Annotated in this window: 22 protein-coding genes; 8 read left to right on the top strand and 14 right to left on the bottom strand. The window is 72.4% G+C overall.

Annotated elements, in window-relative coordinates; all coding sequences use genetic code 11:
• Positions 1-275: 275 nt before the first annotated feature.
• The 4 genes from JQN83_RS04435 to JQN83_RS04420 all read right to left on the bottom strand — a co-directional run bounded on the left by JQN83_RS04435 (position 276) and on the right by JQN83_RS04420 (position 4534).
• The gene (locus tag JQN83_RS04435; RefSeq protein ID WP_208565682.1) at positions 276-581 is read right to left on the bottom strand and encodes a helix-turn-helix domain-containing protein; all 306 of its coding nucleotides are present in this window, start codon (positions 579-581) and stop codon (positions 276-278) included.
• A gap of 658 nt (positions 582-1239) precedes the next feature.
• Positions 1240-2487, bottom strand: a complete 1248-nt coding sequence (locus tag JQN83_RS04430; protein WP_208565681.1) for an ABC transporter permease — start codon at positions 2485-2487, stop codon at positions 1240-1242.
• Positions 2484-3140: an ABC transporter ATP-binding protein gene (locus tag JQN83_RS04425; protein ID WP_208565854.1), complete on the bottom strand. Its 657-nt coding sequence runs from the start codon at positions 3138-3140 to the stop codon at positions 2484-2486. Before JQN83_RS04425 ends, JQN83_RS04430 begins: the two co-directional genes overlap by 4 nt.
• A 26-nt stretch (positions 3141-3166) precedes the next feature.
• Positions 3167-4534, bottom strand: coding sequence for an efflux RND transporter periplasmic adaptor subunit (locus tag JQN83_RS04420; protein WP_208565680.1), 1368 nt, complete (start codon positions 4532-4534; stop codon positions 3167-3169).
• 89 nt (positions 4535-4623) lie between these two features.
• Here JQN83_RS04420 and JQN83_RS04415 point away from each other — a divergent pair, with 89 nt between their 5' ends.
• The 4 genes from JQN83_RS04415 (at position 4624) to JQN83_RS04400 (ending at position 8211) form a co-directional block, all read left to right on the top strand.
• Positions 4624-5208, top strand: a complete 585-nt coding sequence (locus JQN83_RS04415) for a hypothetical protein (protein WP_208565679.1) — start codon at positions 4624-4626, stop codon at positions 5206-5208.
• A 198-nt stretch (positions 5209-5406) separates the two neighbouring features.
• Positions 5407-6207, top strand: a complete 801-nt coding sequence (locus tag JQN83_RS04410; protein WP_208565678.1) for a SigB/SigF/SigG family RNA polymerase sigma factor — start codon at positions 5407-5409, stop codon at positions 6205-6207.
• A gap of 32 nt (positions 6208-6239) precedes the next feature.
• Entirely contained in the window at positions 6240-6791 is a 552-nt protein-coding gene (locus tag JQN83_RS04405; RefSeq protein ID WP_208565677.1) for a hypothetical protein, read from the top strand.
• A 172-nt stretch (positions 6792-6963) separates the two neighbouring features.
• The gene (locus JQN83_RS04400) at positions 6964-8211 is read left to right on the top strand and encodes a PP2C family protein-serine/threonine phosphatase (protein ID WP_208565676.1); all 1248 of its coding nucleotides are present in this window, start codon (positions 6964-6966) and stop codon (positions 8209-8211) included.
• Positions 8212-8217: 6 nt separating this feature from the next.
• On the opposite strand, the gene JQN83_RS04395 is transcribed toward JQN83_RS04400, so the two are convergent.
• The gene (locus JQN83_RS04395) at positions 8218-8565 is read right to left on the bottom strand and encodes an STAS domain-containing protein (protein WP_307798994.1); all 348 of its coding nucleotides are present in this window, start codon (positions 8563-8565) and stop codon (positions 8218-8220) included.
• 337 nt (positions 8566-8902) lie between these two features.
• On the opposite strand from JQN83_RS04395, the gene JQN83_RS04390 reads away from it, so the two are divergent.
• The gene (locus JQN83_RS04390) at positions 8903-11452 is read left to right on the top strand and encodes an FIMAH domain-containing protein (RefSeq protein WP_244251582.1); all 2550 of its coding nucleotides are present in this window, start codon (positions 8903-8905) and stop codon (positions 11450-11452) included.
• A gap of 213 nt (positions 11453-11665) precedes the next feature.
• Here the strand turns inward: JQN83_RS04390 and JQN83_RS04385 are convergent, their stop codons facing one another.
• Positions 11666-12337 carry a DUF305 domain-containing protein gene (locus tag JQN83_RS04385; protein WP_208565675.1) on the bottom strand — a complete coding sequence of 224 codons (672 nt, stop codon included), beginning with the start codon at positions 12335-12337 and terminating at the stop codon, positions 11666-11668.
• Between the two features lie 86 nt (positions 12338-12423).
• Here JQN83_RS04385 and JQN83_RS04380 point away from each other — a divergent pair, with 86 nt between their 5' ends.
• Both JQN83_RS04380 and JQN83_RS04375 read left to right on the top strand, forming a co-directional pair.
• On the top strand, positions 12424-12660 hold the full coding sequence (locus tag JQN83_RS04380; RefSeq protein ID WP_208565674.1) for a LamG domain-containing protein: 237 nt from the start codon (positions 12424-12426) through the stop codon (positions 12658-12660).
• On the top strand, positions 12657-13889 hold the full coding sequence (locus tag JQN83_RS04375; RefSeq protein ID WP_208565673.1) for a hypothetical protein: 1233 nt from the start codon (positions 12657-12659) through the stop codon (positions 13887-13889). The genes JQN83_RS04380 and JQN83_RS04375 overlap by 4 nt, the downstream gene beginning before the upstream one ends.
• Before the next feature lie 66 nt (positions 13890-13955).
• Here JQN83_RS04375 and JQN83_RS04370 read toward each other — a convergent pair whose 3' ends face one another.
• Positions 13956-15170, bottom strand: coding sequence for a PP2C family protein-serine/threonine phosphatase (locus JQN83_RS04370; RefSeq protein WP_244251581.1), 1215 nt, complete (start codon positions 15168-15170; stop codon positions 13956-13958).
• A 139-nt stretch (positions 15171-15309) separates the two neighbouring features.
• Here JQN83_RS04370 and JQN83_RS04365 point away from each other — a divergent pair, with 139 nt between their 5' ends.
• On the top strand, positions 15310-15696 hold the full coding sequence (locus tag JQN83_RS04365) for a DUF1304 domain-containing protein (protein WP_208565672.1): 387 nt from the start codon (positions 15310-15312) through the stop codon (positions 15694-15696).
• Positions 15697-15778: 82 nt separating this feature from the next.
• On the opposite strand, the gene JQN83_RS04360 is transcribed toward JQN83_RS04365, so the two are convergent.
• The 7 genes from JQN83_RS04360 to JQN83_RS04330 all read right to left on the bottom strand — a co-directional run bounded on the left by JQN83_RS04360 (position 15779) and on the right by JQN83_RS04330 (position 25798).
• Entirely contained in the window at positions 15779-16462 is a 684-nt protein-coding gene (locus tag JQN83_RS04360) for a response regulator (protein ID WP_208565671.1), read from the bottom strand.
• Entirely contained in the window at positions 16459-18999 is a 2541-nt protein-coding gene (locus tag JQN83_RS04355) for a DUF4118 domain-containing protein (protein ID WP_208565670.1), read from the bottom strand. Before JQN83_RS04355 ends, JQN83_RS04360 begins: the two co-directional genes overlap by 4 nt.
• 82 nt (positions 19000-19081) lie before the next feature.
• Complete coding sequence (locus JQN83_RS04350) at positions 19082-19963, bottom strand: potassium-transporting ATPase subunit C (protein WP_208565669.1); 882 nt, start codon at positions 19961-19963, stop codon at positions 19082-19084.
• Positions 19963-22185 carry a potassium-transporting ATPase subunit KdpB gene (gene kdpB / locus JQN83_RS04345; protein ID WP_208565668.1) on the bottom strand — a complete coding sequence of 741 codons (2223 nt, stop codon included), beginning with the start codon at positions 22183-22185 and terminating at the stop codon, positions 19963-19965. Before kdpB ends, JQN83_RS04350 begins: the two co-directional genes overlap by 1 nt.
• 20 nt (positions 22186-22205) lie before the next feature.
• Positions 22206-23861, bottom strand: a complete 1656-nt coding sequence (gene kdpA / locus JQN83_RS04340; protein ID WP_208565667.1) for a potassium-transporting ATPase subunit KdpA — start codon at positions 23859-23861, stop codon at positions 22206-22208.
• The gene (gene kdpF, locus JQN83_RS04335) at positions 23861-23950 is read right to left on the bottom strand and encodes a K(+)-transporting ATPase subunit F (protein WP_067312053.1); all 90 of its coding nucleotides are present in this window, start codon (positions 23948-23950) and stop codon (positions 23861-23863) included. Before kdpF ends, kdpA begins: the two co-directional genes overlap by 1 nt.
• A gap of 312 nt (positions 23951-24262) precedes the next feature.
• Positions 24263-25798: a glycosyltransferase family A protein gene (locus JQN83_RS04330; RefSeq protein ID WP_208565666.1), complete on the bottom strand. Its 1536-nt coding sequence runs from the start codon at positions 25796-25798 to the stop codon at positions 24263-24265.
• Positions 25799-25936: the final 138 nt, after the last annotated feature.

The raw sequence follows: 25936 nt of genomic DNA, 5'->3' as shown, positions 1-25936 counted from the left end.
CACCCGCCCGACCGCGCCAGGGGCCGACCGGATCTTCGAAACTATCGGTCGCGAATTCCGCAACTTATCCGCAAATCCGGGCCCGCCGGTGTATGTGAGCGTTAACCCGGGGCGTCGAAGGCGACCGACCGGCACGTGCCGTCGGCCGCGACTCACGGGCCGGGACCGGGCGGACGGCCCGTGGCGGACTCGACACGGCCGCGCCCGTCACGCACAGCTGGCGCGGCGGGCCCGGCGGTCGGAGCTGGCAGGTGGCGAAGCGGCGGCGCGCGGCGTCAACTCTGACGCGGGTGCTGCTGGTTGCGCCGCAGGGCCTCTTCGAGCTGGTCTTCGAGCATGATGATCCGGCAGGCGGCCTCCAGGGCGGTGCCCTGGTCGACCATCTCCCGGGCACGCCTGGCGAGGCGTAGCTGGTAACGGGAGTAGCGGCGGTGGCCACCGGCGGACCGGACCGGGATGATCAGCTTCGCCTCGTCGAGACGACGCAGAAAGTCCTGCGAGGCACCGGTCATCTCCGCAGCGCGCCCCATCGTGTAGGCGGGGTAGTCCTCGTCATCGAACATGTCGTCGGGTTGGGCCATACACACACCTCTCCGTGACGAGGGCCCCGGCGCTTTCGCGCCGGGGCCCGGGGTTTACGGGTCTGAAACACCATCTACCGACGGGTTCGTCGGTTTGTCGTATCCGCACCCGCCGCCATCGGCGGACCAGGGCGCGAGGATCGCATAAGCGTGACCGGAGACCACCTCTCGTTCGATGGAAACTGCGGTGTCCGGCTCCAGAATCGACACGTGCGTCCTGGAGGCGGGCGATCCAACGGTGTTCGGGGCCCTCCCTTTCCTCTGCTTTCACTTCCTGACGTTCGTCGTGCCGTCCGTCGGTGTCGGAGCCCCACGCGACTTCATGGCCCCGTCCACGTGCAACGGACTGTCACACCAGGCGAGCCCCGAACCAGCACTGGCCCGCCTGTCTGCCCTGACCTGGAATTACGTCAGGGTCTTGTCGTTCACCATCACGTTCTTGCTCTGCTTGCTGCGGTGATCAGAACTCACCGCTGTGCCGGTCGGGCCACGAGACATGTCCGGGGCCCCCCTCGGTCACTTCGTCGGCGTTTTCGACGATTTCTGCTGTCAACGACAGAAACACTAACCACTGCTGGCAAGAATATCTAGCGTTTCGCACCTAGTTTTTCTCCGTGAGCGCGTGGATACCTGACGTAACGCAACGGGCCGCCCGTGGTCAGACGCTGGCCAGCGCCTCGGTCGGCGACAGGGCGGCGGCGCGCATCGACGGGTAGACGCCGGCCACCACGCCCACCACCACCGCACCCCCCAGCCCGGCCAGCGTCGACGACAGCGGGATCACCACCGGCCAGTGGTGGTAGGTGGCGTAACCGACGGTGACGGCCACGCCGAGCACCGTCCCGGCCACCCCGCCCAACGCCGCCAGGGCCACCGACTCGGTGAGGAACTGGCCCCGGATCTGGCCCCGGTTGGCCCCCAGCGCCCGCCGCAGGCCGATCTCGGCCCGCCGTTCCAGCACCGAGATGACCATGGTGTTGGCCACCCCGATCCCACCGACCAGCAACGCCACCGCGGCCAGGGCGAGAAACAGCGACGAGAAGGCGCTCTCCGTGGCGCGCTTCGCGGCCAGGGCGTCCGACGGTCGGCTGACCAGCACGTCGGCCGGGCTCTGCGGGCTGACCGTCTCGGGCAGCACCGCCCGGACCTGCTCCACCGCCGGCTCCAGCGACCGGACGTAGAGCACGGTGGGGTGCCCGTCGAAGCCGAGTTCGGACTGCGCGGCCGGCCAGCCGACCAGCACGGACCGGTCGATCTCCGGCAGCAGCGGGACGGCGGCCAGGATGCCGACGACGGTGAACCACCGGTCGCCGATCATCACCTGCTGACCGGGGCCACCCCCGGTGCCCACGTCAACCACCCCCAGCCGGGCCGCCGCGACCGACCCGAGCACCACGGTCGGGAACCGTGCGGTCGCCGGGGTGAGCCAACTGCCGTGCTGGACGCGGGCGTTGATGATCGGGAGCAGGTCGAGCTGACTGGCCAGCACCGTCAGGCCGGAGCCGTCATCGGGGTCGGCGCGGTCGGACCGGCGTACCAGGGTGTGGGTGTTGGCCACCGCGCTGACGCTGGTCACCGGGCCGACCCGGCGTACCATGCCGGTCGATTCCTGCGGCAGCAGCGCCGGTGGGTCCTGGTCGGGCAGGGCCCGTACCTCCAGCATGTTGGTGCCGAGCGCGGCCAGTTCCCGCATCAGCTGGGCCTGGCTGGAGGCGGGGATGCCGGTCACCACGATCATCGTGGCGATCCCGATGGCGATGCCGAGCGCGGACAGCGCGGCCCGGGTCCGCCGGGTACGGATGCCGAGCAGACCCAGTCCGAGCAGGTCGGTCAGGGCCAGCCGGACCGGCCGGGCGGCGTCACGTGCGGTACCCGGATGCGACGCCTGCGGGGTGTCCGTGCTCATCGGGGCGTCACCACCCGGCCGGAGTCGGCGACCAGGTGACCGTCACGCAGCTCCACCCGCCGGGGCAGTCGGGCGGCGATGTCCCGGTCGTGGGTGATCACGGCGATGGTGGTGCCCTCGGCGTGCAGCCGGTACAGCAGCTCCAGGACGGCCTGGCCGGTGCGGGTGTCCAGCGCGCCGGTGGGTTCGTCGGCGAGCAGCAGAGCGGGCTGGTGGACCAGCGCCCGGGCGATCGCCACCCGCTGCCGCTCCCCACCGGAGAGCTGGTGCGGCAGGTGCGTGACGCGGTGCGCCAGGCCGACCCGGTCGAGCGCCGCCAGGGCCAACGACCGGCGGTGCCGGCGCGGCACCCCGGCGTAGAGCAGCCCGGTGGCGACGTTCTCGGCCGCGCTCAGCCCGGCGGTGAGGTGGAACTGCTGGAAGACGAAGCCCAGCCAGCGCCCCCGCAACGCGGACAGTTGCCGGTCGGAGAGCCCACCGACGTCGAGCCCACCCAGGTGCACCGTGCCGGACGTCGGCCGGTCCAGGGTGCCCATGATGTGCAGCAGGGTCGACTTGCCGGAACCGGACGGGCCGACGATGGCCAGCATCTCGCCCCCGGTGATGTCGAGCGAGACACCGGCGAGGGCGGTGACCCCGCCGGGATAACGCATGGCGGCATCGCGTACGGCCAGCACGGTCACGAGGTCGTCACCACCTTGAGGTCCTCGGTGATCCCGTCGCCGGAAACCTCGACCATCCCCTTGGCGAACATGCCGGTGGCGACGGCCACGAACCGGTCGTCGTCGGCCCGTTGCAGCGCGTAGCCACCCTCGCTGAGCGCCACCAACGCGCCGACCGGCACGGCGAGCACGTCCGGTCGGGTCTCCCCGACCAGGTCGACCCGCACGTCGGCGGCGTCGGTCCCGGTCAGGTCCTCGTCCACGGTCACCGTGACGGCCCGCCTGGGCTCACTGGTCGGGCCCGCGGCGTCGTCCTGCGCGACGGTGGTGCCGACCGCCGACACGGTGCCGTCGACCGTCTTGTCGCCCGGCAGGGTGACCGTCACCCGGTCGCCCCGGTGGACCGTTCCGGCCTCGGTCACCGTGGCCTGGACGGTGATCACCTTTGCGGTGGGCGTGACGGTCAACAGCGGGGTCTCGGCGTCGTCCCCGCGTAGGGCGGTGACGGCGTCGACCCGGACCGCGCCGGGCAGCACGACGACGTCGCCGACGGCGATCCGGCCGGTCACCGGCAGTTCGACGTCCTGCTGCCAGCGCTTGATCGCCCGCATCAGCGAGCCGGTCAGCACCCCTTCGCCCTTGCGGACGACGACCCGGGCGGGGGTGGCGGCGGTACCGCCCGCCGCCGGTGTGGGTGCCGCCGCACCCTGCCCAGCAGCCTCCTGCCCGGACGCACCCTGACCAGAGGCCGCCTGCGCCGACGCGGGCTGCCCCGGCTCCGACCCCGCGCGCTCCTGCCCCGTGGCGGTCGCCCCGGGCCCGGACGTCGACTTCTGCTGCCCCGACGTCGAGTTCTGGCCGGACGCCGGTGTGGTGGGGCCCGCCTTCGCCGGCCGGACGACCTTCTCCCCCGGTACGGGCTGGTAGCCGATCTCGTAACCCAGCGCCTTGAGGTTGGTGGCGATGATCCGCACGTCCCGGCCCACCGTGCCGGGTTCGGCGAGATCGCGGTAGAGCGGCAGGCCACCGTAGAACAACGGCACCGGCCGGTCGTCGATCCGGTAGAGCTGCTTGCCCCGGGTGACCGTCGCACCGGCCGCCGGCAGCCAGGTGACCGTCCCGCTCCGACCGCCCTTCACCGGTTCCGCCCGCCCGTACCCGAGGGTGCCGGTCAGCGACACGGTGGTGGCGAGGTCGGTCCGGACGACGGTGGTGGTCTGCACCGGGACCGGCGGATCCCCGGAGGGCGTACCCGGACCACGGTGGACGGACCAGGCGACGCCGCCGCCGACGACCGCCACCGCCAGGATCAGTACCGCCGGGACGACGAGGCGTCGACCGGTGCGGCGCGGTGGGCTCTGCGCTGGTGACTGTTCTGTTGGCACACCGCCGAGCATGGCGACGGTTCTTCAGAAACCTGTCAGGATCGCCCCGCCTCACGGGTTTCTGACATCAGGCGACGACCGTGGGCACCATGCCGAAGATGCTCTCCGTGCAGGCCCGTCGCTTCGCCGTACCGGTGCTGGTGGTCGGTTGCCTGCTCAGTGGTTGTTCCACCGCCCGCACCGACGACCGGGCCGACGGCCCACGGGCCGACAGTTCCCGGGTCGCCTCGTTGCAGAGCCCGGACCCGGCGTCGAGCAGCCCGGCCGGCTCCGTCGAGGACCAGCGTCCCCTGATCCCCCTGGACGCGACCAACGACGAGATCGAGGCCCTGCGGGCGGTCTGGGGTCAGTGCGTGGCGAAGGTGGGCGGCCCCGGGTACGAGGACGGCCGGAGTGTCATCTGGAAGGAGAGCCAGAAGGACCCGAGGGCGAAGGAGGTGCGGGCGGCGTGCCGGTCGAAGGAGCCGGAGTTCTTCGATGAACGTCTGAAGCGCACGGACAACGCCGCGTTCCGGGACAACCAACGGCAGTGGTACCAGTGCGCCAAGAAGGCCGGTTACCGGCTCACCGAGCCGGACGAGGACGGCGAGTTCGGCATCACCGAGGTCGGCCCGAACGGTGACTTCCAGTCGCCCCGGATGACGGCGTGCCGGCGGGAGGCGTTCAGCCGATGACCGGCATCATCCTTTCGGGTAGCCATCCTTCCGTCTTTCGGGTAGCGTTCAGTCCACCAGATGGACGACATGACGCGGTGGCCAGTCCCGTGATCGTGACCCTGTGACAGCGCGCAGCCCGTCCGCGTGCTCCGGCGTCAGCCGCTGCGGAGGTTCCTCCGGTCGCTCCGATCAGCGGGCACCTACGGAAGGCCCAGCATGCTCACCACGTCCGAGCCGACCACCGGCACCAGCCCTGACCAGCACCGCGCGGCCAGCGCCGACGATCTCGTGGCCGCGATGGCGGCGCTGGCCGCCGACGACCCGCGCCGCCCGGTGCTGCGGGCCCGCGCCATCGAGGCGTGGTTGCCGCTCGCCCGGCACCTGGCCCGCCGCTACTCGGGGCGCGGCGTCCAGGACGACGACCTGGCCCAGACCGCGGCGCTCGGGCTGATCAAGGCGGTCGACCACTTCGACCCGGAGCGGGGTGTCGCCTTCACCGGGTACGCCATCCCCACCGTCGTCGGCGAGATCAAGCGGTACTTCCGGGACCGCACCTGGTCGGTGCGGGTCCCCCGCCGGCTCCAGGAGCTGCGCCTGGCGATCAGCGAGGCGAACGGCACGCTCACCCACACCCTGGGCCGTTCGCCGACCGTCGCCGACATCGCCACCTACCTCGACGTGTCCGAGGAGGCCGTCCTGGAGGGGCTGGAGGGGGCCCGCGCCTACCAGGCCACCTCGCTGTCCACCCCCATCGGCACCGACGGCGGGATGGAACTCGCCGACACCCTCGGCGTCGAGGACCACGAACTCGAACTGGTCGAGATCCACGTCGCCCTCGGCCCCGCCCTCGCCACGCTGCCGGACCGCGAACGCCGGATCCTGGCCCTGCGCTTCCACGGCAACCTGACCCAGGCTGAGATCGCCGACCGGGTCGGCATCTCCCAGATGCACGTCTCCCGGCTCATCACCCGGGCACTGGCCGTCCTGCGCGGCCGGCTCACCGACGACCGGGGGTGAGTACGGCGGGCGACCACGGGTACTCCGCGCCCATGGCGCGGTACACGGAACCCGAGCTGCGGGAGCGACTCAAGGACGAGATCAGGGCCGGTGACCGGGGTGGTCGGCCGGGACAGTGGTCGGCGCGCAAGTCGCAGTTGCTGACCCGGGAGTACCAGAAGCGCGGCGGTGGCTACCAGGGCCCGCGGGACGAGCGGCAGCAGTCCCTGCGGCGCTGGGGTGACCAGAAGTGGCGGACCCGGCAGGGCACCACCCGGGCCCGGCACGACGGCGAGACCGACCGTTACCTGCCCGACCGGGCCTGGAAGCAGCTCTCCCCGCAGCAGCAGCGCGCCACCGACGCCCGCAAACGCAAGGCGTCGACGGCCGGCCGGCAGTACGTCGCCAACACCGGGCCGGCCCGGCGGGCCCGCCGGAGCGTCACGTCGCCCGGGTCCCTCACCGAGCTGACCGTCGCCGAGGCGACCCGGCACGTCCGCGACCTCGACACCGCACAACTGCGGGCCGCGCTCCGCGCCGAGCGCCGGGGCAAGGGCCGCAAGACGCTGATCCGACGGCTCGAATCCGCACTCGACCGCCGCTGACCGCGCCGACCCGGGCGGTACCGGCACCCGAGCGGCCGCACCACCGACGCACACCTGGCCGGCCCGTCGACCTGCCCGCCCCCAGGACGGGGACGCGGGCGACGGCCGGCGTGGCGTCCGACGCCCGGCCGCCCGTGAGGCGGACGGCACCGGGAGTGCCTATGCTCGACGGGTGGAGGACAGCGAGCAGATCGTGCTGGCCGAGATGCTGCAGTCGGCCGAGGACGCCGCGCCGGTCGAGGCCGTGGAGGCGGTCACCGGGGCGATCGCCTCGGCGTTGAACGCGCTCGGCGTCTCGCTGCTGATCGCCGACCTCAGTGGTCGGGCCCTGGTCCGGCTGACCCACCAGCCGGACGCGGACGGGCCGGGCCGCCTCCAGGGTCAGGAGGCGGCCGAGGTGCTGCCGTTCGACGGCGGGCCCTACGAGCGCACGGTGCGCCACCAGGTCCCCCAGGTGCTCCCGCTCGACGGCCGGTGGCGGCTGCTCGCCCCCGTCACCGAACGCGGCGAGGCCATCGGCCTACTGGAGATCGACCTGCCTGACGAGCCGGACGACGAGGTGATCGCCCGGGTCGCCCAGACCGCGCACGCGTTGGCGTTCGTGATAATCGCCAACCGGAGGCACACCGACCTGTTCGAGTGGGGGCAGCGCAGCACCCCGTTCACCCTCTCCGCCGAGATCCAACGTCGGCTGCTGCCCGCCTCGTTCACCTGCGAGGGCGGCGCGTTCACCCTCTCCGGCTGGCTGGAGCCGGCCGCGAGCGTCGGCGGCGACACCTTCGACTACAGCGTGGCCCGCGACGTGCTGCACCTGAGTGTCACCGACGCGATGGGCCACGGGGTCGCCAGCGCGCTGACCGCCACTCTCGGGGTGGGCAGTCTGCGCAACACCCGCCGCCGCGGCCAGAGCCTGACCGCGCAGGCCGACCAGGCCAACAGCGCCATCGCCGAGCACGCCAACGTGCGCGGCGCGTACATGACGGCGGTGCTGGGTCGGATCGATCTGCCAACCGGGCGCTGTGAGCTGCTCAACGCCGGGCACGTCCCGCCGATGTTGGTCCGCGACGGCCGGACCACGACCCTGGAACTGCCCGGGAACTTTCCGTTGGGGATGTTCCCCGAGGCGGGCTTCCGCAGCGGGGAGGTCACCCTGCGCCCCGGTGACCGGCTGGTCGTGGTCACCGACGGGATGCGCGAACGCAACGCCGCCGATCTCGACCTACCGGCCGCCCTGCTCGACATCGCGCCGTTGCACCCCCGGGAGGCGGTCCGGGCGCTGTCGGACGCGGTGCTGTCCATCGCCCGTCCGGCCCTTGCCGACGACGCGACCCTGCTGATCATCGACTGGTACGGCGGTCACGGGCCGCGTCGCAGCACCGCCGGCGCGGACACCACCCGGACCAGCGTCCCGCCGGGCTGAAGACGCTCACGACACCCGGGCCGCCGCCTCGGCGTCGGCCACCGTGTCGAAGACGCTGATGACCTGGTCGACCGAGGTGATCGACAACACCGTACGAACCGAACGGCGGACCCCGGCCAGCCCGAGCCAGCCGTTGCGGTCCCGCAGCTCCCGATAGGCGACCACGAGCGCGCCGAGGCCGCTGGAGTCCATGAACCCGACGCCGGTCAGGTCGACCACCACGACCCGGGCCCCGCCCTCGACCACGTCACGTAACCGTTCCCGCAACTGCGGGGTAGTGCTCATGTCCAGGTCACCGGCGATCTCCACCACTGTGCCGGCACCCTCCCGGCGGGTCGACATCGTGAATTCCACGTGAACCCCCTTCGTCACGACGTACCGGACATCCAATGACGCAGTACGTCGTACCCCACGGTGCCAGAATCCATCCGCGAGCGCTCGGGGACGCCTGCCTGGTGGGCGGGTCGGCGGCGACTCGACGACTGGCGCACGGACCGGGCCGGCGCTTCCTACGACTGTCGTGACCTGCGCGGTCGTCCGGAGGCAATTGCGCACGGCTTGCCGCGCAAACGCGTACATAGCTCACATGAGTATCTTGACCAGCGACTGATCGTCGGTACGGTCCTTACTCACGCGGCGCGTTTCTCCCTATGTGGACGTCGCGGCTGGTCCTTCGATCGGAAGGCGATACATGACCACTCCCTCAACCCCCAGGGCACGCCGGGGCCGACGGGCACTCGGCCTGATGGCCGCCGGGCTGCTCCTGGTCGGCGCGATCCCCGGTACGGCGTCGGCGGCCGAGCCCGACCCCCGCGTCGGCCTCGGCGCGGGCTGGCTCGACGCACAGTCCGCGATCAGCAACCTCGAACAGGTGGCGCACCGCGACAAGCCGGCCGGATTCGTCGACCCGACCAACCCGGGCAACGGCGGATACTACAACTCGGACCTCGCCTTCGGCGGCCGGTACGCCTTCCAGGGCAACTACAACGGCTTCACCATCACCGACGTGGCTGACCCCGCCGAGCCGACCCTGGTCACCAGCGTGGTGTGCCCCGGTGGGCAGGGTGACCTTTCCGTCCAGGGCAACCTGCTCTTCATGTCGGTCGAGGAGACCCGGGGGCGGGTCGACTGCGGCACGAACCCCAACGTCGGCACCCGGTTCCAGGGCGTGCGGATCTTCGACATCAGCGACGTGCGCAACCCGGTGCAGGTCGCGGGGGTGCAGCTCTGCCGTGGCTCGCACACCCACACGGTGGTGACCGACCCCCGCGACGCCGACAACATCTACATCTACGTCTCCGGTACGGCATCCGTGCGCCCGGCGACCACGATGGAGGGGTGCAACAACAACGCCGCCGACGGGGAGAACCCGTCGCGGTGGCGGATCGACGTGATCAAGGTGCCGGTGGCCGCACCCCAGAACGCCGCCGTGGTCAACCAGCCGCGACTGTTCCAGGACCCGGCCACGGGTCGGGTCGACGGCCTCCAGAACGGTCCGGTGACGCCCCGGCACCCGTCCGGGTCGACCTGGTCGCCCACGCCGAACACCAACGCCTGCCACGACATCACCGCCTACCCGGCGATCGGCCTGGCGGCCGGCGCGTGCCAGGGCAACGGCATCCTGATCGACATCTCGGACCCGGCTAACCCGAAACGGATCGACGAGGTGGCCGACCCGAACTTCGCCTACTGGCACTCGGCGACGTTCAACAACGACGGCACCAAGGTGATCTTCACCGACGAGTGGGGCGGGGGCAGCGGCGCACGCTGCCGCGACACCGACCAGCCGCAGTGGGGCGCCAACGCCATCTTCGACATCGTCGACCGGAAGATGACCTTCGCCAGCTACTACAAGCTGCCGGTGCCCCAGTCGCTGCAGGAGAACTGCGTCGCGCACAACGGCTCGCTGATCCCGGTGCCGGGCCGCGACATCATGATGCAGGCCTGGTACCAGGGCGGCATCTCGGTGTTCGACTTCACCGACTCGGCGCACCCACGGGAGATCGCGTACTTCGACCGGGGGCCGGTCAGCCCGACCTCGCTCGTGCTCGGCGGCTTCTGGTCGGCGTACTGGTACAACGGCAACCTCTACGGCAACGAGATCGCCCGCGGTTTCGACGTGTTCAAGCTGACCCCCAGCGCGCACCTGTCGGCCGCCGAGATCGAGGCCGCCGGCCAGGTGAAGCTGGCCGGGTTCAACGCCCAGGGCCAGCCGAAGATCAGCTGGACGCCGAGCTTCGCGCTCGTCCGCGCCTACCACGACCAGGTGGTACGGGCCGGCGCGATCGACCCGGCGCTGAGCACGGAGGTCGAGACGGCCCTCTCCCTGGCCAGCGGGTTCGCCGCCGAGGGCCGAAAGTTCGCCGCCGAGCAGCAACTGCGTGCGCTGGCCGACAAGCTCGACACCGCAGCGCACCGTACGCTCCGGCAGTCCGTGGTGGACCTGGCGGACACCTTCAACCCGAGGGTCGCCGCCACGGTGGGCCCGGCCGAGCCGACCGGCAGCAACGGCTGGTACACCGGTGACGTCACGCTCACCCTCACCGGCCTGATCGCCGGCCTCTGGACCGGTCAGTACTCGATCGACGACGGCGTGACCTGGGTGGACGTCCCGGCCAGTGGTGTCGCGACGATCAGCGCCGACGTCAAGGGTCCGGTGCGCTACCGGGCCGTCGACGGGGCCGGCAACACCTCCCGGCAGGGCAGCCAGTGGCTCAAGATCGACCGGACGGCACCCGCCGTGCAGGTTTCCGGGCTCACCGACGGCACGTCGTACGGTGACTCCGGTGCGGTGGCGGTGGACTGGACGGTCACCGACACCGGTTCCGGGCCCGGCATCAACCCGGACAGCGCGCTGCTGGACGGCAAGCGGGTCGCCCGGGGGACGACGGTCGCCCTGTCCAGCCTCCCGCTGGGCAGCCACACCCTGACGGTGACCGCGAAGGACAAGGCCGGCAACACCACCAACCGGTCCGTCACGTTCACCACGACGACGTCCTTCGCCGACCTGCGGTCCCTCGTGGACGGTTACCGGTCCGCCGGCACCGTCAGCGCGGGCAACGCCGACAAGCTGACCACCAGCCTCGGCCTGGCCGCCGCGGCGGCCAGCGGCGGGCAGCCGGCGGAGGCGGTCACCCACCTGACCACCTTCGTCGACCAGGCCCGTGCGCTCAACGCCGTCGGCGCGCGCAACCTGCTGGTCCGCGACGCCCAGGCGCTGATCGACCAGCTCGACAGGTAACCCGCCCGGTCCGGCCGGACCGACGGGTTGCGCAGAACCGGGGCCTGCCCAGCGACGCTGGGCAGGCCCCGACCGTTCCCCGACTCCTGCGGCCCGGTCCGGTGCCGCCCGACGGCGGCTCGGCCGAGTCCGGCCAGCACCCGAACCGGTGTCACCCTGCGGCGGCTCGGCCGAGTTTGGCCAGCACCCGAACCGGTGCCGCCCGACGGCGGCTCAGCCGAGTTTGGCCAACATCTGCTGCATCCGTTGGATCTCGATGCCCTGGTCGGCGTTGACCTCGCGGGCGAACTGGTCGCTCGCCGGCTCCAGGCCGCCGCCGCCCGCGTACAGCTGCTCCACCATGATCAACGCGCCCTGGTGGTGGCGGATCATCGCGGTGAGGAAGAGCCGGTCGAACTCCGTACCGCGAGCCTGCTTGAGCTCATCGAACTGGGCGGCGGTCAGCATTCCCGGCATGAGCGCGTCGTGCGCCGCCCCGTCGTGCGGGCCGGCGGCCGGCACGTTGCGCTCGGCCAGCCAGGTACGCATCCGGGCGATCTCGTCGCCCTGCGACACCTCGATCCGCTTGGCCAGCAGCGTCACGTCCGGGCTGGTGGTCCGCCCGGCCAGCAACGCGGTCATCGCCAGCGCCTGCGTGTGGTGCGGGATCATGCCCTGCACGAACCGGCTGTCGGCCGCGGTGAACCCGGGCGGCGAGACCTGCGCCAGGTCGGTGCCGGACAGTTGCCGACCCGGCTGGCCGGGTGCGCCCGGCTGCACCACGCGTGACGTCGGCGGCTGGTAGGCCGGGTCGTCCCGGCCCACCCAGAGGGCCACTCCCACCACCGCGCCGAGGACGACCGTGGCGACCACACCGGAAACGACCACGCGACGGGGCAGCGGCACGATTCACCTACCAGTCTGGGCTTGAGCTGCGCAGAGTCCCTGGGAATAGTGCCTCAATCCCGGCACCCCCACCAGCCCACGAGTCGGTGGAATCGGAACGGCACCGTGAACGCGGCCCGCCCACGCAGACCTGGCAGACGTACGAGATCGAATGTCTTCAGGCCCGCTACGACGCGGCCGGCGTCACGGTGGCGAACCCCCGGGTCACCGTGGTGTGGAACGGCGTCACCGTGCACGACGACGTGGAGATCCTCCGCCCGACCGGCGGCAGCCGGCCGGCGGGTCCGACGGCCGCGCGAGCCTGGATAGAGTTACGTCAATGACGTCGCTGGAGTGGTCACCCGCCCCCGTCGGCATCGACGCCAGCCGCTGGGTGAGCCGGTCGGGTTGCCGGCCGACGCTCGTCGTGGCCCACACCATCGCGAGCTGCCAACGCTTGCTGGACGTCATCGGGTACGTCGAGGGCGACCCCCGCGTGCAGGTGGTCTTCACCGTGGCGCCCGACGTCTTCAACCATCAGGTGGCACGGTTCCTCGACCAGCTCGGCGCGCTCGTCCTGCCCTGGCACCAGGCCGTCCGGGAGCACTTCGACCTCGGCATCGCCGCCGCCCACGGCGGGCTGCACCAACTGCACGCGCCGCTCCTGCTGCTGGCCCACGGCGCCGGACGGAGCAAGCGGGTCCGACCCGGTTCGTCCGACGCGCCGGTGCTCGCGGACCCACCGGTGTACGGTCTCGACGCCCAACGGCTGACCCATGACGGGCGCGTGCTCCCGACAGCCCTCGCCCTCTCCCACGACCGTGAGTTGGAGGTGCTGCGTCGGCAGTGCCCGGAGGCGGTCGAGGCGGCTGTGGTCGTCGGCGACCCCTGCGTCGACCGGCTCGTCGCCAGCCTTCCCCGCCGCCCGGACTACCGGCGTGCCATGGGGTTGGGCGAGCATCAGCAACTCGTCGTGGTCTCCTCCACCTGGGGCAGGGACGGCGCCTTCGGCCGCTGGCCGGACCTGCTTCCACAGTTGATGAAACAGCTCCCGGCGGACCGGTACCGGGTGGCCGCGCTGCTGCACCCCGCGATCTGGGACGGACACGGGCACCGCCAGATCCGCGCCTGGCTCCGGGGCTGCCTCGACGCCGGGTTGCTGCTGCCCGATCCGACCGAGGACTGGCGTGGCCCGGTGGTTGCCGCCGACCACGTCGTCGGCGACCACGGCTCCGTCACGGCCTACGCCGCCGCCATCGGACGCCGGACCCTGCTGCTCCCCGCCCAGGGACCGGTACCGGCCACCGGTACGGCCCAGCACCTGCTCGCCACCCACGCACCCCGCCTGGACCCCCGACAGCCGCTGATCTCCCAACTCGCCCTGACCGGCGAGGTCGACCCCGGGACGGTGATGGCTGCGTTGACCGCCCGCCCGGGCAACGCCGGCGTGCTGCTGCGGCGCACCATGTACCGCCTGCTCCGGCTCGCCGAGCCCGACCAGCGGCAGCAGACCGACCCCGTCCCCGTGCCCCGCCCCCACCACTGGGCGACGGAACGTGGTCTCGCCGGCTGAGCCGCGTGCATCCTCGTGACCAGGGCTGCCGGGCACCTGGCGACGCTCACCCCGGGGTCGTCACCCTCACGGTCCGCTGGTCGTGCGGCCGTGCAGGTGGGACAGCGGTGCGTGCGGTGGACGCCACTCCAGCAGCAGCGCCGTCGCGTCGTCGTCGAGCTGCCCCTCCTGGTAGGCGACCACCGCGCGCACCAGCCGGCGCATCGTCTCCGGGGTGGCCAACTGGTCGTTGAGGGCCCGGTTGACGAAGTCGACGAGCCGCTTCAACCCGAACCGTTCCCCGTCGCCGCCCCGCGCGTCGGTGATGCCGTCGGTGTAGGCGAGGATGCGGTCCCCGGGGTGCAGCTCCTCCTCGTACACCTCGGGGCGCTGGGTCGCCAGGTGGCCCAGGCCGAGCGGGAGCGCGGTCGGGCCCGGCAGTTCCCGGATCGCCTTGCCGTCGCGCAGCAGCAGGGCGCCCGGGTGGCCGGCGTTGATCACCCGGAGCCGGCCGGTGCTCGGCTCCAGCTCGATGAGGAGCGCCGTGGCGAACAGGTGCGGATGCTCGGAACGTACCCATTTGTCGATGCTCAGGGCCGTGTCGACCAGGTCGAGGCCGCACCGGCGGGCGTTGCGGTAGGCGCTGACCACCAGGGAGGCCAGGGTGCTCGCCCGGATGCCGTGCCCGCAGGTGTCGAACAGCCCGACGCTGAGCACGTCACCGTTGAGCGCGTAGTCGAAGATGTCGCCGCCGACGTCGTAGCACGGTTCGAGGATGGTGGTGAGCACCATCTCGTCGGTGGCGAAGGTCAGCGGGGGCAGGAGACCCCAGACGATCTCGGCGGCGACCTGCATCGGCAGCCGACGCCGCAGCCGCTCGACGACGTCGCCGTAAGGTCGGCGGTTCACCACGAGTTGCGCGACGCAGGTCGCCAACTCCCAGGCCGGCTCGCTCATCGCCGGGTCCCCGGCGGCCGGCGAGACGATCTCCAGCACGCCCATCCGTTCGCACCCGACCAGCAGCGGCACCCAGACCCGGTCCGGGCTGTCGGCCGCGTGCTGCACGTCGAGAGCGGTGAACGCCCGGCCGGCGAGGGTCGTCTCGATCGCCAGCTCACCCCGGTCGAGACCGGCACCGAGCAACGGTACGAGGCTGGCCTGCTGGTAGTCCGCCAGGTAGATCACGATCTCGGTGGCGTCCATGGCCGGCGCGACCCGGTTCACCAGCAGGGACAGATCGTCCGGCCCGCCGCGGGGTGCGGCAAGCTGGAGCCACCGCACCGCGTCACCCGCGTCGGCCAACCTGAACCTCCCCCATCTTGTCCTCCACACCGTAGGAGGCACACGGCAAACCGCCAACACCTGATTCGGGCAGCACGGCGGGCAGGGAGAATGACCGTGGCGGACATCTCTGGTCCGCGCCAACGAAGGAGGCAGGGTCGTGGTCGTCGCGGGACTCGTCCTGGCCGGCATCGCCGGCCTCATCCATGTCTACATCTTCTACCTGGAGTCGGTCGTCTGGACCACCGCCCGCGCCCGCGCGGTCTTCGGCACCAGCCGCGAGGAGGCGGAGGCGACCCGGCAACTCGCCTTCAACCAGGGTTTCTACAACCTCTTCCTGGCCGTCGCGATCGTCGTCGGCATCGTCGCCTACGCCGTCGGCGCGCACACCGTCGGCGCGACCCTGGTCTTCGTCGGCGCCGGGTCGATGGTCGCCGCCGGGCTGGTGCTGCTGATCTCGGCACCCGACAAGGCCGGTGCCGCGCTCAAGCAGCTCGTCCCCCCGCTCCTCGCCGTCGTCGCCCTGGCGATCGGGCTGGTCATCTGACGCAGCGCAGGCGGGGCAGCGGGGCCCGGTGACGGATGCGGGGCGACAGCCCGGTGACCGCCGGGGCGCGGCCCGGGGCCGGTCAGGGGCGGTAGCGGTAGCCCATACCCGGCTCGGTGATCAGGTGCCGGGGCCGCGCCGGGTCGTCCTCCAGCTTGCGCCGCAGCTGCGCCAGGTACTGCCGCAGGTAGTTGGTCTCCTGCTGGTACTCCGGCCCCCACACCTCGTGCAGGAGCTGACGTTGGCTGATCAGCTTGCCGGGGTGGCGCAGCAGCCGTTCCAGCACCGCCCACTGGGTGGGGGTGAGCCGGGTTTCGACGCCGTCGTCGCGGGTGACGGTGCGGGTGGCGAGGTCGACGGTGTGCCGACCCACCCGGGCGGTGGCCGTCGCGTCGACGGGTGAGGAGGCGAGGCGGCGGGTGACGGCGCGGATACGGGCGAGGAGTTCGTCGACCCCGAACGGCTTGGTGACGTAGTCGTCGGCACCGGCGTCGAGGGCGGCTACCTTGTCCGCGCTGCCGGCCCGCCCGGACAGCACGATGATCGGGATGGTGGTCCAGCCGCGCAGGCCCCGGATGACCTCCACGCCGTCGAGGTCGGGCAGGCCCAGGTCGAGCACCACCAGGTCCGGCGGGTGGGCGGCGGCGGCCTTCAACGCGGCCGTGCCGGTCCCGGCGACCTCGACGTCGTACCCCCGGGCGCGCAGGTTGATCCGCAGCGCGCGGAGGATCTGCGGTTCGTCGTCGACGACCAGGATGCGGGTCACCGGTCCGGCCTCTCGTCGGCGGCGGGCAGCCGCAACACCATGGTCAGTCCCCCACCGGGGGTGGTCTCCGGGGTGATGCTGCCACCCATCGCCTCGGCCAGCCCCCGCGACAGGGCCAGCCCCAACCCCACCCCGGTCTGGTTGTCCCGGTCACCGAGCCGCTGGAACGGCAGGAAGACGTGCTCCCAGCGGTCCTCGGGGATGCCGGGGCCGGTGTCGATGACCCGCAGCTCCACCTGCCCGGCGTGGCTGCTGGCGGTGAGCGTGGGCGGCTGCCCGGCCGGGCTGTGCCGCAGGGCGTTCGCGACGATGTTGACCAGCACCCGTTCCAGCAGGCCCGGGTCGGCGTCGACCGCCGGCAGGTCGGCGGGGATGTCGGTGCGTACGTCGGCGGCGGCCGGCCCCAGCTCGTCCAGGGCCAGCGGTACGGCGTCCTCCAGCCCGATCGCGGTGCGGGTGACGCCCAGCGCGCCGGCCTGCAACCGGCTCATGTCGAGCAGGTTCGCCACCAGCCGGCCGAGCCGGTCCAGGGACTCGTCGGCGGTGGCGAGCAGCTCGGCCCGGTCCTCGGGGTCGAAGTCGACGTCGGGGCTGCGCAGGCTGCTCACCGCGGCCTTCGCCGACGCCAGCGGCGTACGCAGGTCGTGGCTGACGGCGGCGAGCAGCGCGGTGCGTAACCGGTCGGCCTCGGCGAGCGGCCGGGCGGTGGCGGCTTCCTCGGCGAGTCGTTCCTGGCGCAGCGCGACGGCGGCCTGCGCGGCGAACGCCTCGACGATGCGCCGGTCGGCGGCCTCCAGCCGACGGCCGCTGAGCACCACGGTCAGCCGGTCGTCGACCGGCACCGTGGTCTCCCCCGCGCCGGGGCTGCCCGCCGGGTCCACCCCGACGCTGGCCACCCGCCGCCAGGCCCCTTCCTCGTGGGTCCGGCCGGGCCGCCCCCGCGCGTCGGGGACGAGTTCCAGGGCGCTGACCGCGCGCAACCCGAAGGTCTCCCGCAGCCGGTCGAGCAGCGCCGGCAGCGGCCGTTCACCGCTCAGCACGCCACCGGCGACGGTGGCCAGGGTCTGCGCGTCGGCGGCGGCCCGGGCCGCTTCCCGGGTACGCCGGGCCGCCACGTCCACCACCCAGCTCACCGCGACCGCCACCCCGACGAAGACGCCCAGCGCGAGGAGATTGTCCGCCTCGGCGATGGTCAGCGTGCGGTACGGCGGGGTGAAGAACCAGTTCAGCAGCAGCGATCCGCCGAGCGCGGCGACCAGCGCCGGCCAGAGCCCACCGACCAGCGCCACCCCGACCACCCCGGCCAGGAAGATCAGGATGTCGTTGGTCAGGGTGAGGTCCGGCAACACCGACAGCAGCAGGGTGAGCAGCGGCAGGCCCAGCACGGCGAGGGCGAACCCGAGCAGCCGACGCCGTCGGGACAGCGCGGCCGGCATCCCGGCCCCGCGCCGGCCCCGCCCGGCCTGCGGGTGGGTGACCAGGTGCACGTCGATCGCCCCGGAGCGGGCCGTGGTGGTGACGCCGACGCCCCGGGCGATCAGCTGGGCGAACCGGCCGCGCCGGCTCGCCCCGAGCACCAGTTGGGTGGCGTTGACCCCCCGGGCGAAGTCGAGCAGGGCTGCCGGCACGTCCCCGCCGAGCACCTGGTGGTAGCTGCCGCCGAGGCTCTCCACCAGGACCCGCTGCCGGGCGAGCTGGGCCGGGTCCGCCCCGGCCAGCCCGTCGTCGCGGGCCACGTGCACGGCGAGCAGGTCGGCCCCCTTGCTGCGGGCGGCGATCCGGGCCGCCCGGCGGATCAGGGTCTCCCCCTCCGGGCCGCCGGTGAGGGCGACGACGACCCGTTCCCGGGCCTCCCAGGTGGCGGAGATGCCCTCCTGGGCCCGGTACCGGTCGAGCTGGTCGTCGACCTTGTCGGCCAGCCAGAGCAGGGCCAGCTCGCGCAGCGCGGTGAGGTTGCCGACCCGGAAGTAGTTGCCCAGCGCCGCGTCGATCCGGTCGGGCCGGTAGATGTTGCCGTGTGCCATCCGCCGGCGCAGCGCCTCCGGGGTCATGTCGACCAGTTCGACCTGTTCGGCGGCGCGGACCACGGCGTCCGGGACGGTCTCCCGCTGGGTGGTGCCGGTGATCCGGGCGACCACGTCGTTGAGTGACTCCAGGTGCTGGACGTTGACCGTCGACAGCACCGAGATGCCCGCGTCGAGCAGTTCCTGGACGTCCTGCCAGCGCTTGCCGTGCCGGGAGCCGGGCACGTTGGTGTGCGCCAACTCGTCGACCACGACCAGCTCCGGGCGGCGGGCCAGCACGGCGTCGAGGTCCAGCTCGGTGAACTCGGCGTCCCGGTAGCGCAGCGTGCGCCGGGGCAGCACCGGCAGGTCGCCGATCATCGCGGCGGTGTGCGGCCGGCCGTGCGTCTCCACCAGGCCGACCAGCACGTCGGTGCCCCGTTCGGCCCGCCGCCGGGCCTCCTCCAACATGGCGTACGTCTTGCCGACGCCGGGGGCGGCACCCAGGTAGATGCGCAGTTCACCTCGTGGCACGGGACCATCCTCTCGCTGTGCGTACCGCCCCGGGGTGCGACCGCCGGGCCGGCACCCCGGGCGGGGGTGCCGGCGTCGGGGCTCAGCGGGCGGGCAGGCTCCGGTCGAGGGCCAGGTTGAGGGTCAGCACGTTCACCGCGGGGGCACCCATGAAGCCGAGCGTCCGGCCGGTGGTGTGCTCGGCGACCAGCCGCCGGACCACCGCCGGGTCCGCGCCGCGCTCCCGCGCCACCCGGGCCACCTGGATCCCGGCGTACGCGGGGCTGATGTGCGGGTCGAGGCCGCTGCCGCCGGCGGTGACCGCGTCGGCGGGGACGGCGGGGTGTGCCGGCGCGTCCCCCCGGACCGGGGTGATCAGCCCACCGGCGGCCCGGTAGTCCTCCCCGGGTTGCGCCAGCTCCACCGGCACCCCCTGCCAGGAGGTGACGAACGGGGTGGCCGGGGCGGTCTGGTTGACGCTGACCACCCGGGTGATCCGGCCGGTCAGCCCGTCGGCGTGGAACACCGCCAGCACCGCCCCCACCCCGTCGGGCGTGCAGTACGGCCGCCGCCCGTCGACGCCGTCGAGCAGGCCGACCGCCCGGCTGCGGGCGCAGACCTGGCTGAGCAGGCTCCGGGTCGAGTCCTGCGGGTCGACGGCGAGGGTGTCCAGCACGCTCTCCGGGCCGAGGTTCGAGGCGCCGGAGGCGGTCGGGTCGTAGCCGTCGCCGGCCCCCGACGGGCGGGACTGGAAGTAGCGCGGGACGGGGTCGCCGTCGGCGTCGGTGAAGGACTGCCCGATCAGGGTGCTGCCGACGGTCCGGCCGTCCACGGTCAGCAGCGAACCGTCGGTCTTCGCGTCGAGGCCGGGGAGCCGGCCGACGGCGACCAGGGTCAGCGGGTAGGCCACCCCGAGCAGCACGGTGAACACGAGCAGGGCGCGCAACGCGGCGAGGTGGGCGGCGAGCCAGGCGGGTGGGCGCATCACGAGACTCCCGGAACGAACTGGATGAGCAGGTCGATGAGTTTGATGCCGACGAACGGCGCGACGATGCCGCCGAGGCCGTAGACCAGCAGGTTGCGGCCGAGCAGCCGGGACGCGGCGGCCGGCCGGTAACGCACCCCGCGCAGCGCCAACGGTACGAGCGCGATGATCACCAGGGCGTTGAAGATCACCGCCGCGAGGATCGCCGACTCGGGGCTGCCCAGCCGCATCACGTTGAGCCGGTCCAGGCCCGGGTAGATGCCGGCGAACATGGCCGGGATGATCGCGAAGTACTTCGCCACGTCGTTGGCGATGCTGAAGGTGGTCAACGCGCCCCGGGTGATCAGCAGCTGCTTGCCGATCTCCACGATCTCGATCAGCTTGGTCGGGTCGGAGTCCAGGTCGACCATGTTGCCGGCCTCCTTCGCCGCCGACGTGCCGGTGTTCATCGCGACCCCGACGTCGGCCTGGGCCAGCGCCGGGGCGTCGTTGGTGCCGTCCCCGGTCATCGCGACCAGCCGACCGCCCTCCTGTTCCTTGCGGATCAGGGCGAGCTTGTCCTCCGGGGTGGCCTCGGCGAGGAAGTCGTCCACGCCGGCCTCGTCGGCGATCGCCTGCGCGGTACGCGGGTTGTCGCCGGTGACCATCACGGTCCGGATGCCCATCCGGCGCAGCTCGGCGAACCGCTCCCGCATCCCGGTCTTCACCACGTCCTTGAGGTGGATGACGCCGAGCGCGCGGGCCGGCTCCCCGGCGACGTGTTCGGCCACCACCAACGGGGTGCCGCCGAGCCCGCTGATCTCGTCGACCAGCTGACCGACCTGTTCGCCGGGGTGACCGCCGTGCTCCCGTACCCAGGTCAGCACCGCCGTCGCCGCCCCCTTACGGACCCGGCGGGCCGGCGCGTCCGCCGGCGTCAGGTCGACGCCGCTCATCCGGGTCTGCGCGGTGAACGGCACGAAGTCGGCGTACGGCAGCAGCCCCGGCTCCTCCGCGCGCAGGTCGAACTCCTGCGTCGCCAGCGCGACCACCGACCGGCCCTCCGGGGTCTCGTCGGCGAGGCTGGCCAGCTGCGCGGCGGCGGCCACGTCGGCGGTGGTGACCCCGTCGGCCGGCAGGAACGCGACGGCCTGCCGGTTGCCCAGGGTGATCGTGCCGGTCTTGTCCAACAGCAGGGTGTCGACGTCCCCCGCCGCCTCCACCGCCCGGCCGCTCATGGCCAGCACGTTGCGCTGCACGAGCCGGTCCATGCCGGCGATGCCGATCGCCGACAGCAGCGCCCCGATGGTGGTCGGGATCAGGCAGACCAGCAGGGACACCAGCACCACCCCGGTCACCCCGTCGTCGGTGACCGCCCCCGTGTCGGGCGCGGCGGCCTGCCAACCCTTGGCGAAGATCGCCAACGGTTGGAGGGTGACCACGGCCAGCAGGAAGATCAGGGTGAGCGCGGCGAGCAGGACGTTCAGCGCGATCTCGTTCGGGGTCTTCTGCCGGTCGGCCCCCTCGACCAGGGCGATCATCCGGTCGATGAAGCTCTCCCCGGGCCGCTGGGTGATCCGCACGACGATCCGGTCCGAGAGCACCCGGGTGCCGCCGGTCACGGCGCTGCGGTCACCGCCGGACTCCCGGATCACCGGCGCGGACTCACCGGTGATCGCGGACTCGTCGACGCTGGCGATGCCCTCGACGACGTCACCGTCGCCGGGGATGGTCCCACCGGCGCTGACCAGGACGACGTCGCCCTGCCGCAGCTCCGGCGCGGGCACCGCCTCGTCGGTGTAGGTGTCGGCGCGGGCACCCGGCGACCAGCCGACCAGGCGGGTGGCGATGGTGTCCCGCTTGGCCTGCCGCAGCGAGGCGGCCTGCGCCTTGCCCCGGCCCTCGGCGACCGCCTCGGCGAGGTTGGCGAAGAGCACGGTGAGCCAGAGCCAGCCGGTGATCGCCCAACCGAACACCGACGGGTCGGTCACCGCCAGGACGGTGGTGAAGGCCGCGCCGATCTCCACGATCAGCAGCACCGGGTTGCGCCACAGGGTGCGCGGGTCGAGCTTGCGCAGCGCGTCGGGCAGGGAGCGGAGCAGCTGCCGGGGGTCCAGCAGGCCGCCACCGGCCCGGCCACCACCCGGTACCCGGCCGGCGGGTGGGTCCACCGCCGCCCGGGCCTCGGCTGGGCCGGCGGTCGGCGGCTGCTCGCCACCGGATGCCACGGACGGGACGGTCATGTCGTTCTTCCCCATGGTGGTCACCGCCCTTCGGCCAGCGGGCCGAGGGCGAGCGCGGGCAGGAAGGTCAACGCCACCAGGATCACCGTGACGCCGACGACCATCCCCACGAAGAGCGGGCGGTGGGTCGGCAGGGTGCCCTCGGAGGCGGGGGTGGGCGCCTGGCGGGCGAGCGAGCCGGCCAGCGCGAGCACCAGGATGATCGGCAGGAACCGGCCGAGCAGCATGCACAACCCGAGGGCGGTGTTCCACCACGGGGTGTTCACGGTGATCCCGGCGAACGCCGAACCGTTGTTGTTGCTCGCCGAGGTGAACGCGTAGAGCACCTCGGACAGTCCGTGCGGGCCGACGTTCAACGCGGTCGAGGCGTTGCCGGTGGCGAAGGCGGCAGCCGTGCCGATCAGCACCAGGGCCGGGGTGACCAGGAAGTACAGCGAGGCGAAGGTGATCTCGCGGGAACCGATCTTCTTACCCAGGTACTCCGGGGTCCGGCCGACCATCAGACCGGCGACGAACACCGTGATCACCGCGAGGACCAGCAGCCCGTACAGGCCCGCGCCGACGCCGCCGGGGGCGACCTCGCCGAGCATCATGTTGCCCAGCGTCATCATCCCGCCCAGCGCGGTGTACGAGTCATGGGCGGAGTTCACCGCGCCGGTCGAGGTCAGCGTGGTGACCGCGCCGAAGGTCGCCGAGTTCGACACGTCGAAACGGACCTCCTTGCCCTCCAGCGCCGCACCGACGGCCTGCGGCACGGTGCCGTGCCCGGCCAGCTCGAACACGTTGGTGAGGGTGACGCTGCCGAGCGCCAGGACGGCCATCACCGCGACGATCGCGTAGCCCTGCCGGTGCTGGCCGACCATCCGGCCGAAGACCCGGGGCAGGCTGAACGGGATCAGCAGGATCAGGAACAGCTCGATCCAGTTCGTCCAGGCCGTCGGGTTCTCGAACGGGTGGGCGCTGTTGGCGTTGTAGAAGCCACCCCCGTTGGTGCCCAACTCCTTGATCACCTCCTGGCCGGCCACCGGCCCACCGGGGATGGTCTGCCCGCCGCCGGTCAGGGTGGTCACGTCGGTGCCGGCGGAGAGGTTCTGCACCACCCCGCCGAGCATCAGCACGACCGCGCCGAGCACCGCCACCGGCAGCAGCACCCGCAGCGTGATCCGGACCAGGTCGACCCAGAAGTTGCCCAGTTCGCCGGTACGGCTGCGGGCGAACCCCCGGACCAGGGCCACCGCCACCGCGATGCCCACCGCGGCGGACAGGAAGTTCTGCACCGCCAGCCCGGCCATCTGCACCAGGTGACCCATGGTCGACTCACCCGCGTACCACTGCCAGTTCGTGTTGGTCACGAACGACACGGCGGTGTTCCAGGCACCGTGCGGGACGACCGGGTCCAAGCCCAGCGACAGCCACAGGTGGTCCTGCCACCGCTGGAAGGCGTAGAGGAACAGCACCGAGACGGCGGAGAAGGCCAGCACGCTGCGGGCGTAGACGCCCCACGACTGCTCGGCGGCCGGGTTCACCCCGACCAGCCGGAACACCCCGCGCTCGACCCGGGACTGCCGGGTGCCGGCGACCACCCGGTACAGGTGGTCGCCGACCGGGCGGTACGCGACGACCAGCGCCACCACCAGGGACAGGATGAAGATGACGCCCGCTGTGGTCGTGGTCATCAGAAGCGCTCCGGGAACAGCAGCGCGACGACCATGAACACACCCAGGCCGATCGCCAGCACCAGGCCGACGGCGTTGACGGCGTTCACCGCTTCTCCACGCCCCTCACCACGAGGGCGAGCGCCACGAACAGCACCACCGTCACCAGTACGAACACCACGTCAGACACGCGGACTCCCTCAACCGGACCCGAACGCCGTGACCGCCTTCCGGCCACGCCGGGCAATCACAACGCGCTCTGATCCGATCGGGCAGGGTCCATAACGCGACCTAGACGGGCAGCCGCGGTTTCTTGACGTGTTCTTCACGCCGGCCACCGCAGCCGGTGACGGCGGTCACGGTGCGGTGGGGAGGTCGGTGCGTGGACGGGCGGGACGGCCCGACCGGTCGTACCGGCCGGGTCAGCGGCGGATGGCCCGCCGGATCGACTCGGGCACCCGCCGGGCCACCGCCCGCCGCAGCCGGAAACGCAGGCTGTCCAGGTGCGCCACGGTGACCGGACGGGCACCGTCGGCCGCGCAGCGGAAGGCCACCGGCAGCGAGGCGTCCTCGGTCCAGCCACAGCAGGTGACCCGGGCCTTCAGGTCCCAGGTGCCGCTGCTGCGGCCACCGTTGAGCGCGCCGACGTCGAGTCGGGCGGTGCCGCGCCGGACCAGCCGCAGCGTGCCGTCGCCCACCGGGACCAGCTCGACGGTGCCGGTGACCGGCACGAAGAACTCCTCCCGGGTGTCCCGCCGCCGGGCGATGACGTCGAGCTTGGACTGCTTGATCCCGGGGGTCGCGTCCCGCAGGTCGGCCGGTACGTCGTCCACCGGCACCACCAGCAGCCGCTGCTCGCCGTCGGCGGTGAGGGTGAGCGGCTGGTCGCCGAAGAACAACTCGCCGGTGAGGGTGACGGTCAGGACGCCGCCGTCCTGCTCGACCCGCTGCACGGTGGGCTGGGCCCGGACGGCCGCCTCCCACTGGGCCAACCGGCGCAGGTCGGCGGTGCGGCCCTGCTCGATGAGCCGGGTGATGATCCGTTGCAGCGGCGGCAGACCGGCGGCGACGCCCGGGGCGAACCGGTCCCGGATCGTGCGCTGCGCCTCGCCGACCAACTGGTCCACCCAGTCGGCGGGCGCGTCGAGCAACCGCCGGCCGCGAAGTCGGGAGACCATCTCGTTGCGCAGCCACCGCCGGTGCAGCCGGTCCCGCAGCGCACCCGGCTCGGTGTGCGCGTCGACGATGTCGAGCGCCTCACGCAGGTTGACGAAGTAGCCGGCCGGCTCCAGCGCGGTGGCGGTGACGTTACCGGCGTCGACCCGCCGCTGGTGGTGGTAGCAGACGTAGTCGGCCAGCACGCAGGTGCGGCGGGACAGGAAGTACGCCCGGGTGACGAAGACGTGGTCCTCCAGCCGGCGCTTGCCCTCCGGGAAATGCAGGTCGTGCTCGATGAGGAAGGAGCGCCGGAACAGCTTGTGCGCGGTGAGGCTGTCGATCAGGGGCGCGTTAGCCAGGGTGGCGTCGAACCGGTTGCGCCGGAACAGTTCGCGCGGCACCGAACGGCGGTGCCCGGCCATCTTGCCGACCACCAGGTCCGCGTCGTGCTCGCGGGCGCAGGCGTACAGCCGTTCCAGCGCCTCCTCGCCGAACCAGTCGTCGTCGTCGGCGAAGAAGACGTACTCGCCCCGGGCGTGTTGGACGCCGAGGTTACGGGGCCGCGACGGCCAGCCGGAGTTGTCGATGTGCAGCACCCGGATGTGCGGATGGGCGGCAGCCAGTTCGTCGAGCCGTGCGCCGGTCGAGTCGGTCGAGCCGTCGTCGACGAACATGACCTCGAACTCGCCGGCCGGCAGCGACTGGCTCAACAACGAGGTGACGAGCTTCTCGATGTGCGGTCCGGAGTTGTACGCCGGGACCACGACGGTCACCTTGGGGTCGTTCGTACTGGCGGTCATGGCTCTTCCTGAGGCGGTCCGTGAGCCGGCGCGGGGATGCGCCCAACCGTGCGGACGGGCACCCGTTTTGGGGGGCGTTCCGTCGCCGACATGGCCCGTTCAGTTTGCGGACTTTACGCGACCGCCGGGGCTGACGCA

Origin of the sequence: Micromonospora antibiotica (assembly GCF_017599305.1) — a bacterium.
Classification (GTDB): Bacteria; Actinomycetota; Actinomycetes; order Mycobacteriales; family Micromonosporaceae; genus Micromonospora; species Micromonospora antibiotica.
The sequence above is the reverse complement of the archived record's forward strand: the minus strand, read 5'-3'. Positions and strand labels throughout refer to the sequence as shown.

Excerpts from the sequence above, each read along its gene's own strand:
- JQN83_RS04425 (WP_208565854.1), bottom strand. The coding sequence starts at position 3,140 with ATGCGTTATCCCGGCGGGGTCACCGCCCTCGCCGGTGTCTCGCTCGAC.
- kdpB (WP_208565668.1), bottom strand. The coding sequence starts at position 22,185 with ATGACCGTCCCGTCCGTGGCATCCGGTGGCGAGCAGCCGCCGACCGCC.
- JQN83_RS04415 (WP_208565679.1), top strand. The coding sequence starts at position 4,624 with ATGCCGAAGATGCTCTCCGTGCAGGCCCGTCGCTTCGCCGTACCGGTG.
- kdpA (WP_208565667.1), bottom strand. The coding sequence starts at position 23,861 with ATGACCACGACCACAGCGGGCGTCATCTTCATCCTGTCCCTGGTGGTG.
- JQN83_RS04430 (WP_208565681.1), bottom strand. The coding sequence starts at position 2,487 with ATGAGCACGGACACCCCGCAGGCGTCGCATCCGGGTACCGCACGTGAC.
- JQN83_RS04410 (WP_208565678.1), top strand. The coding sequence starts at position 5,407 with ATGCTCACCACGTCCGAGCCGACCACCGGCACCAGCCCTGACCAGCAC.
- JQN83_RS04350 (WP_208565669.1), bottom strand. The coding sequence starts at position 19,963 with ATGCGCCCACCCGCCTGGCTCGCCGCCCACCTCGCCGCGTTGCGCGCC.
- JQN83_RS04375 (WP_208565673.1), top strand. The coding sequence starts at position 12,657 with ATGACGTCGCTGGAGTGGTCACCCGCCCCCGTCGGCATCGACGCCAGC.
- JQN83_RS04405 (WP_208565677.1), top strand. The coding sequence starts at position 6,240 with ATGGCGCGGTACACGGAACCCGAGCTGCGGGAGCGACTCAAGGACGAG.
- JQN83_RS04435 (WP_208565682.1), bottom strand. The coding sequence starts at position 581 with ATGGCCCAACCCGACGACATGTTCGATGACGAGGACTACCCCGCCTAC.
- JQN83_RS04390 (WP_244251582.1), top strand. The coding sequence starts at position 8,903 with ATGACCACTCCCTCAACCCCCAGGGCACGCCGGGGCCGACGGGCACTC.
- JQN83_RS04330 (WP_208565666.1), bottom strand. The coding sequence starts at position 25,798 with ATGACCGCCAGTACGAACGACCCCAAGGTGACCGTCGTGGTCCCGGCG.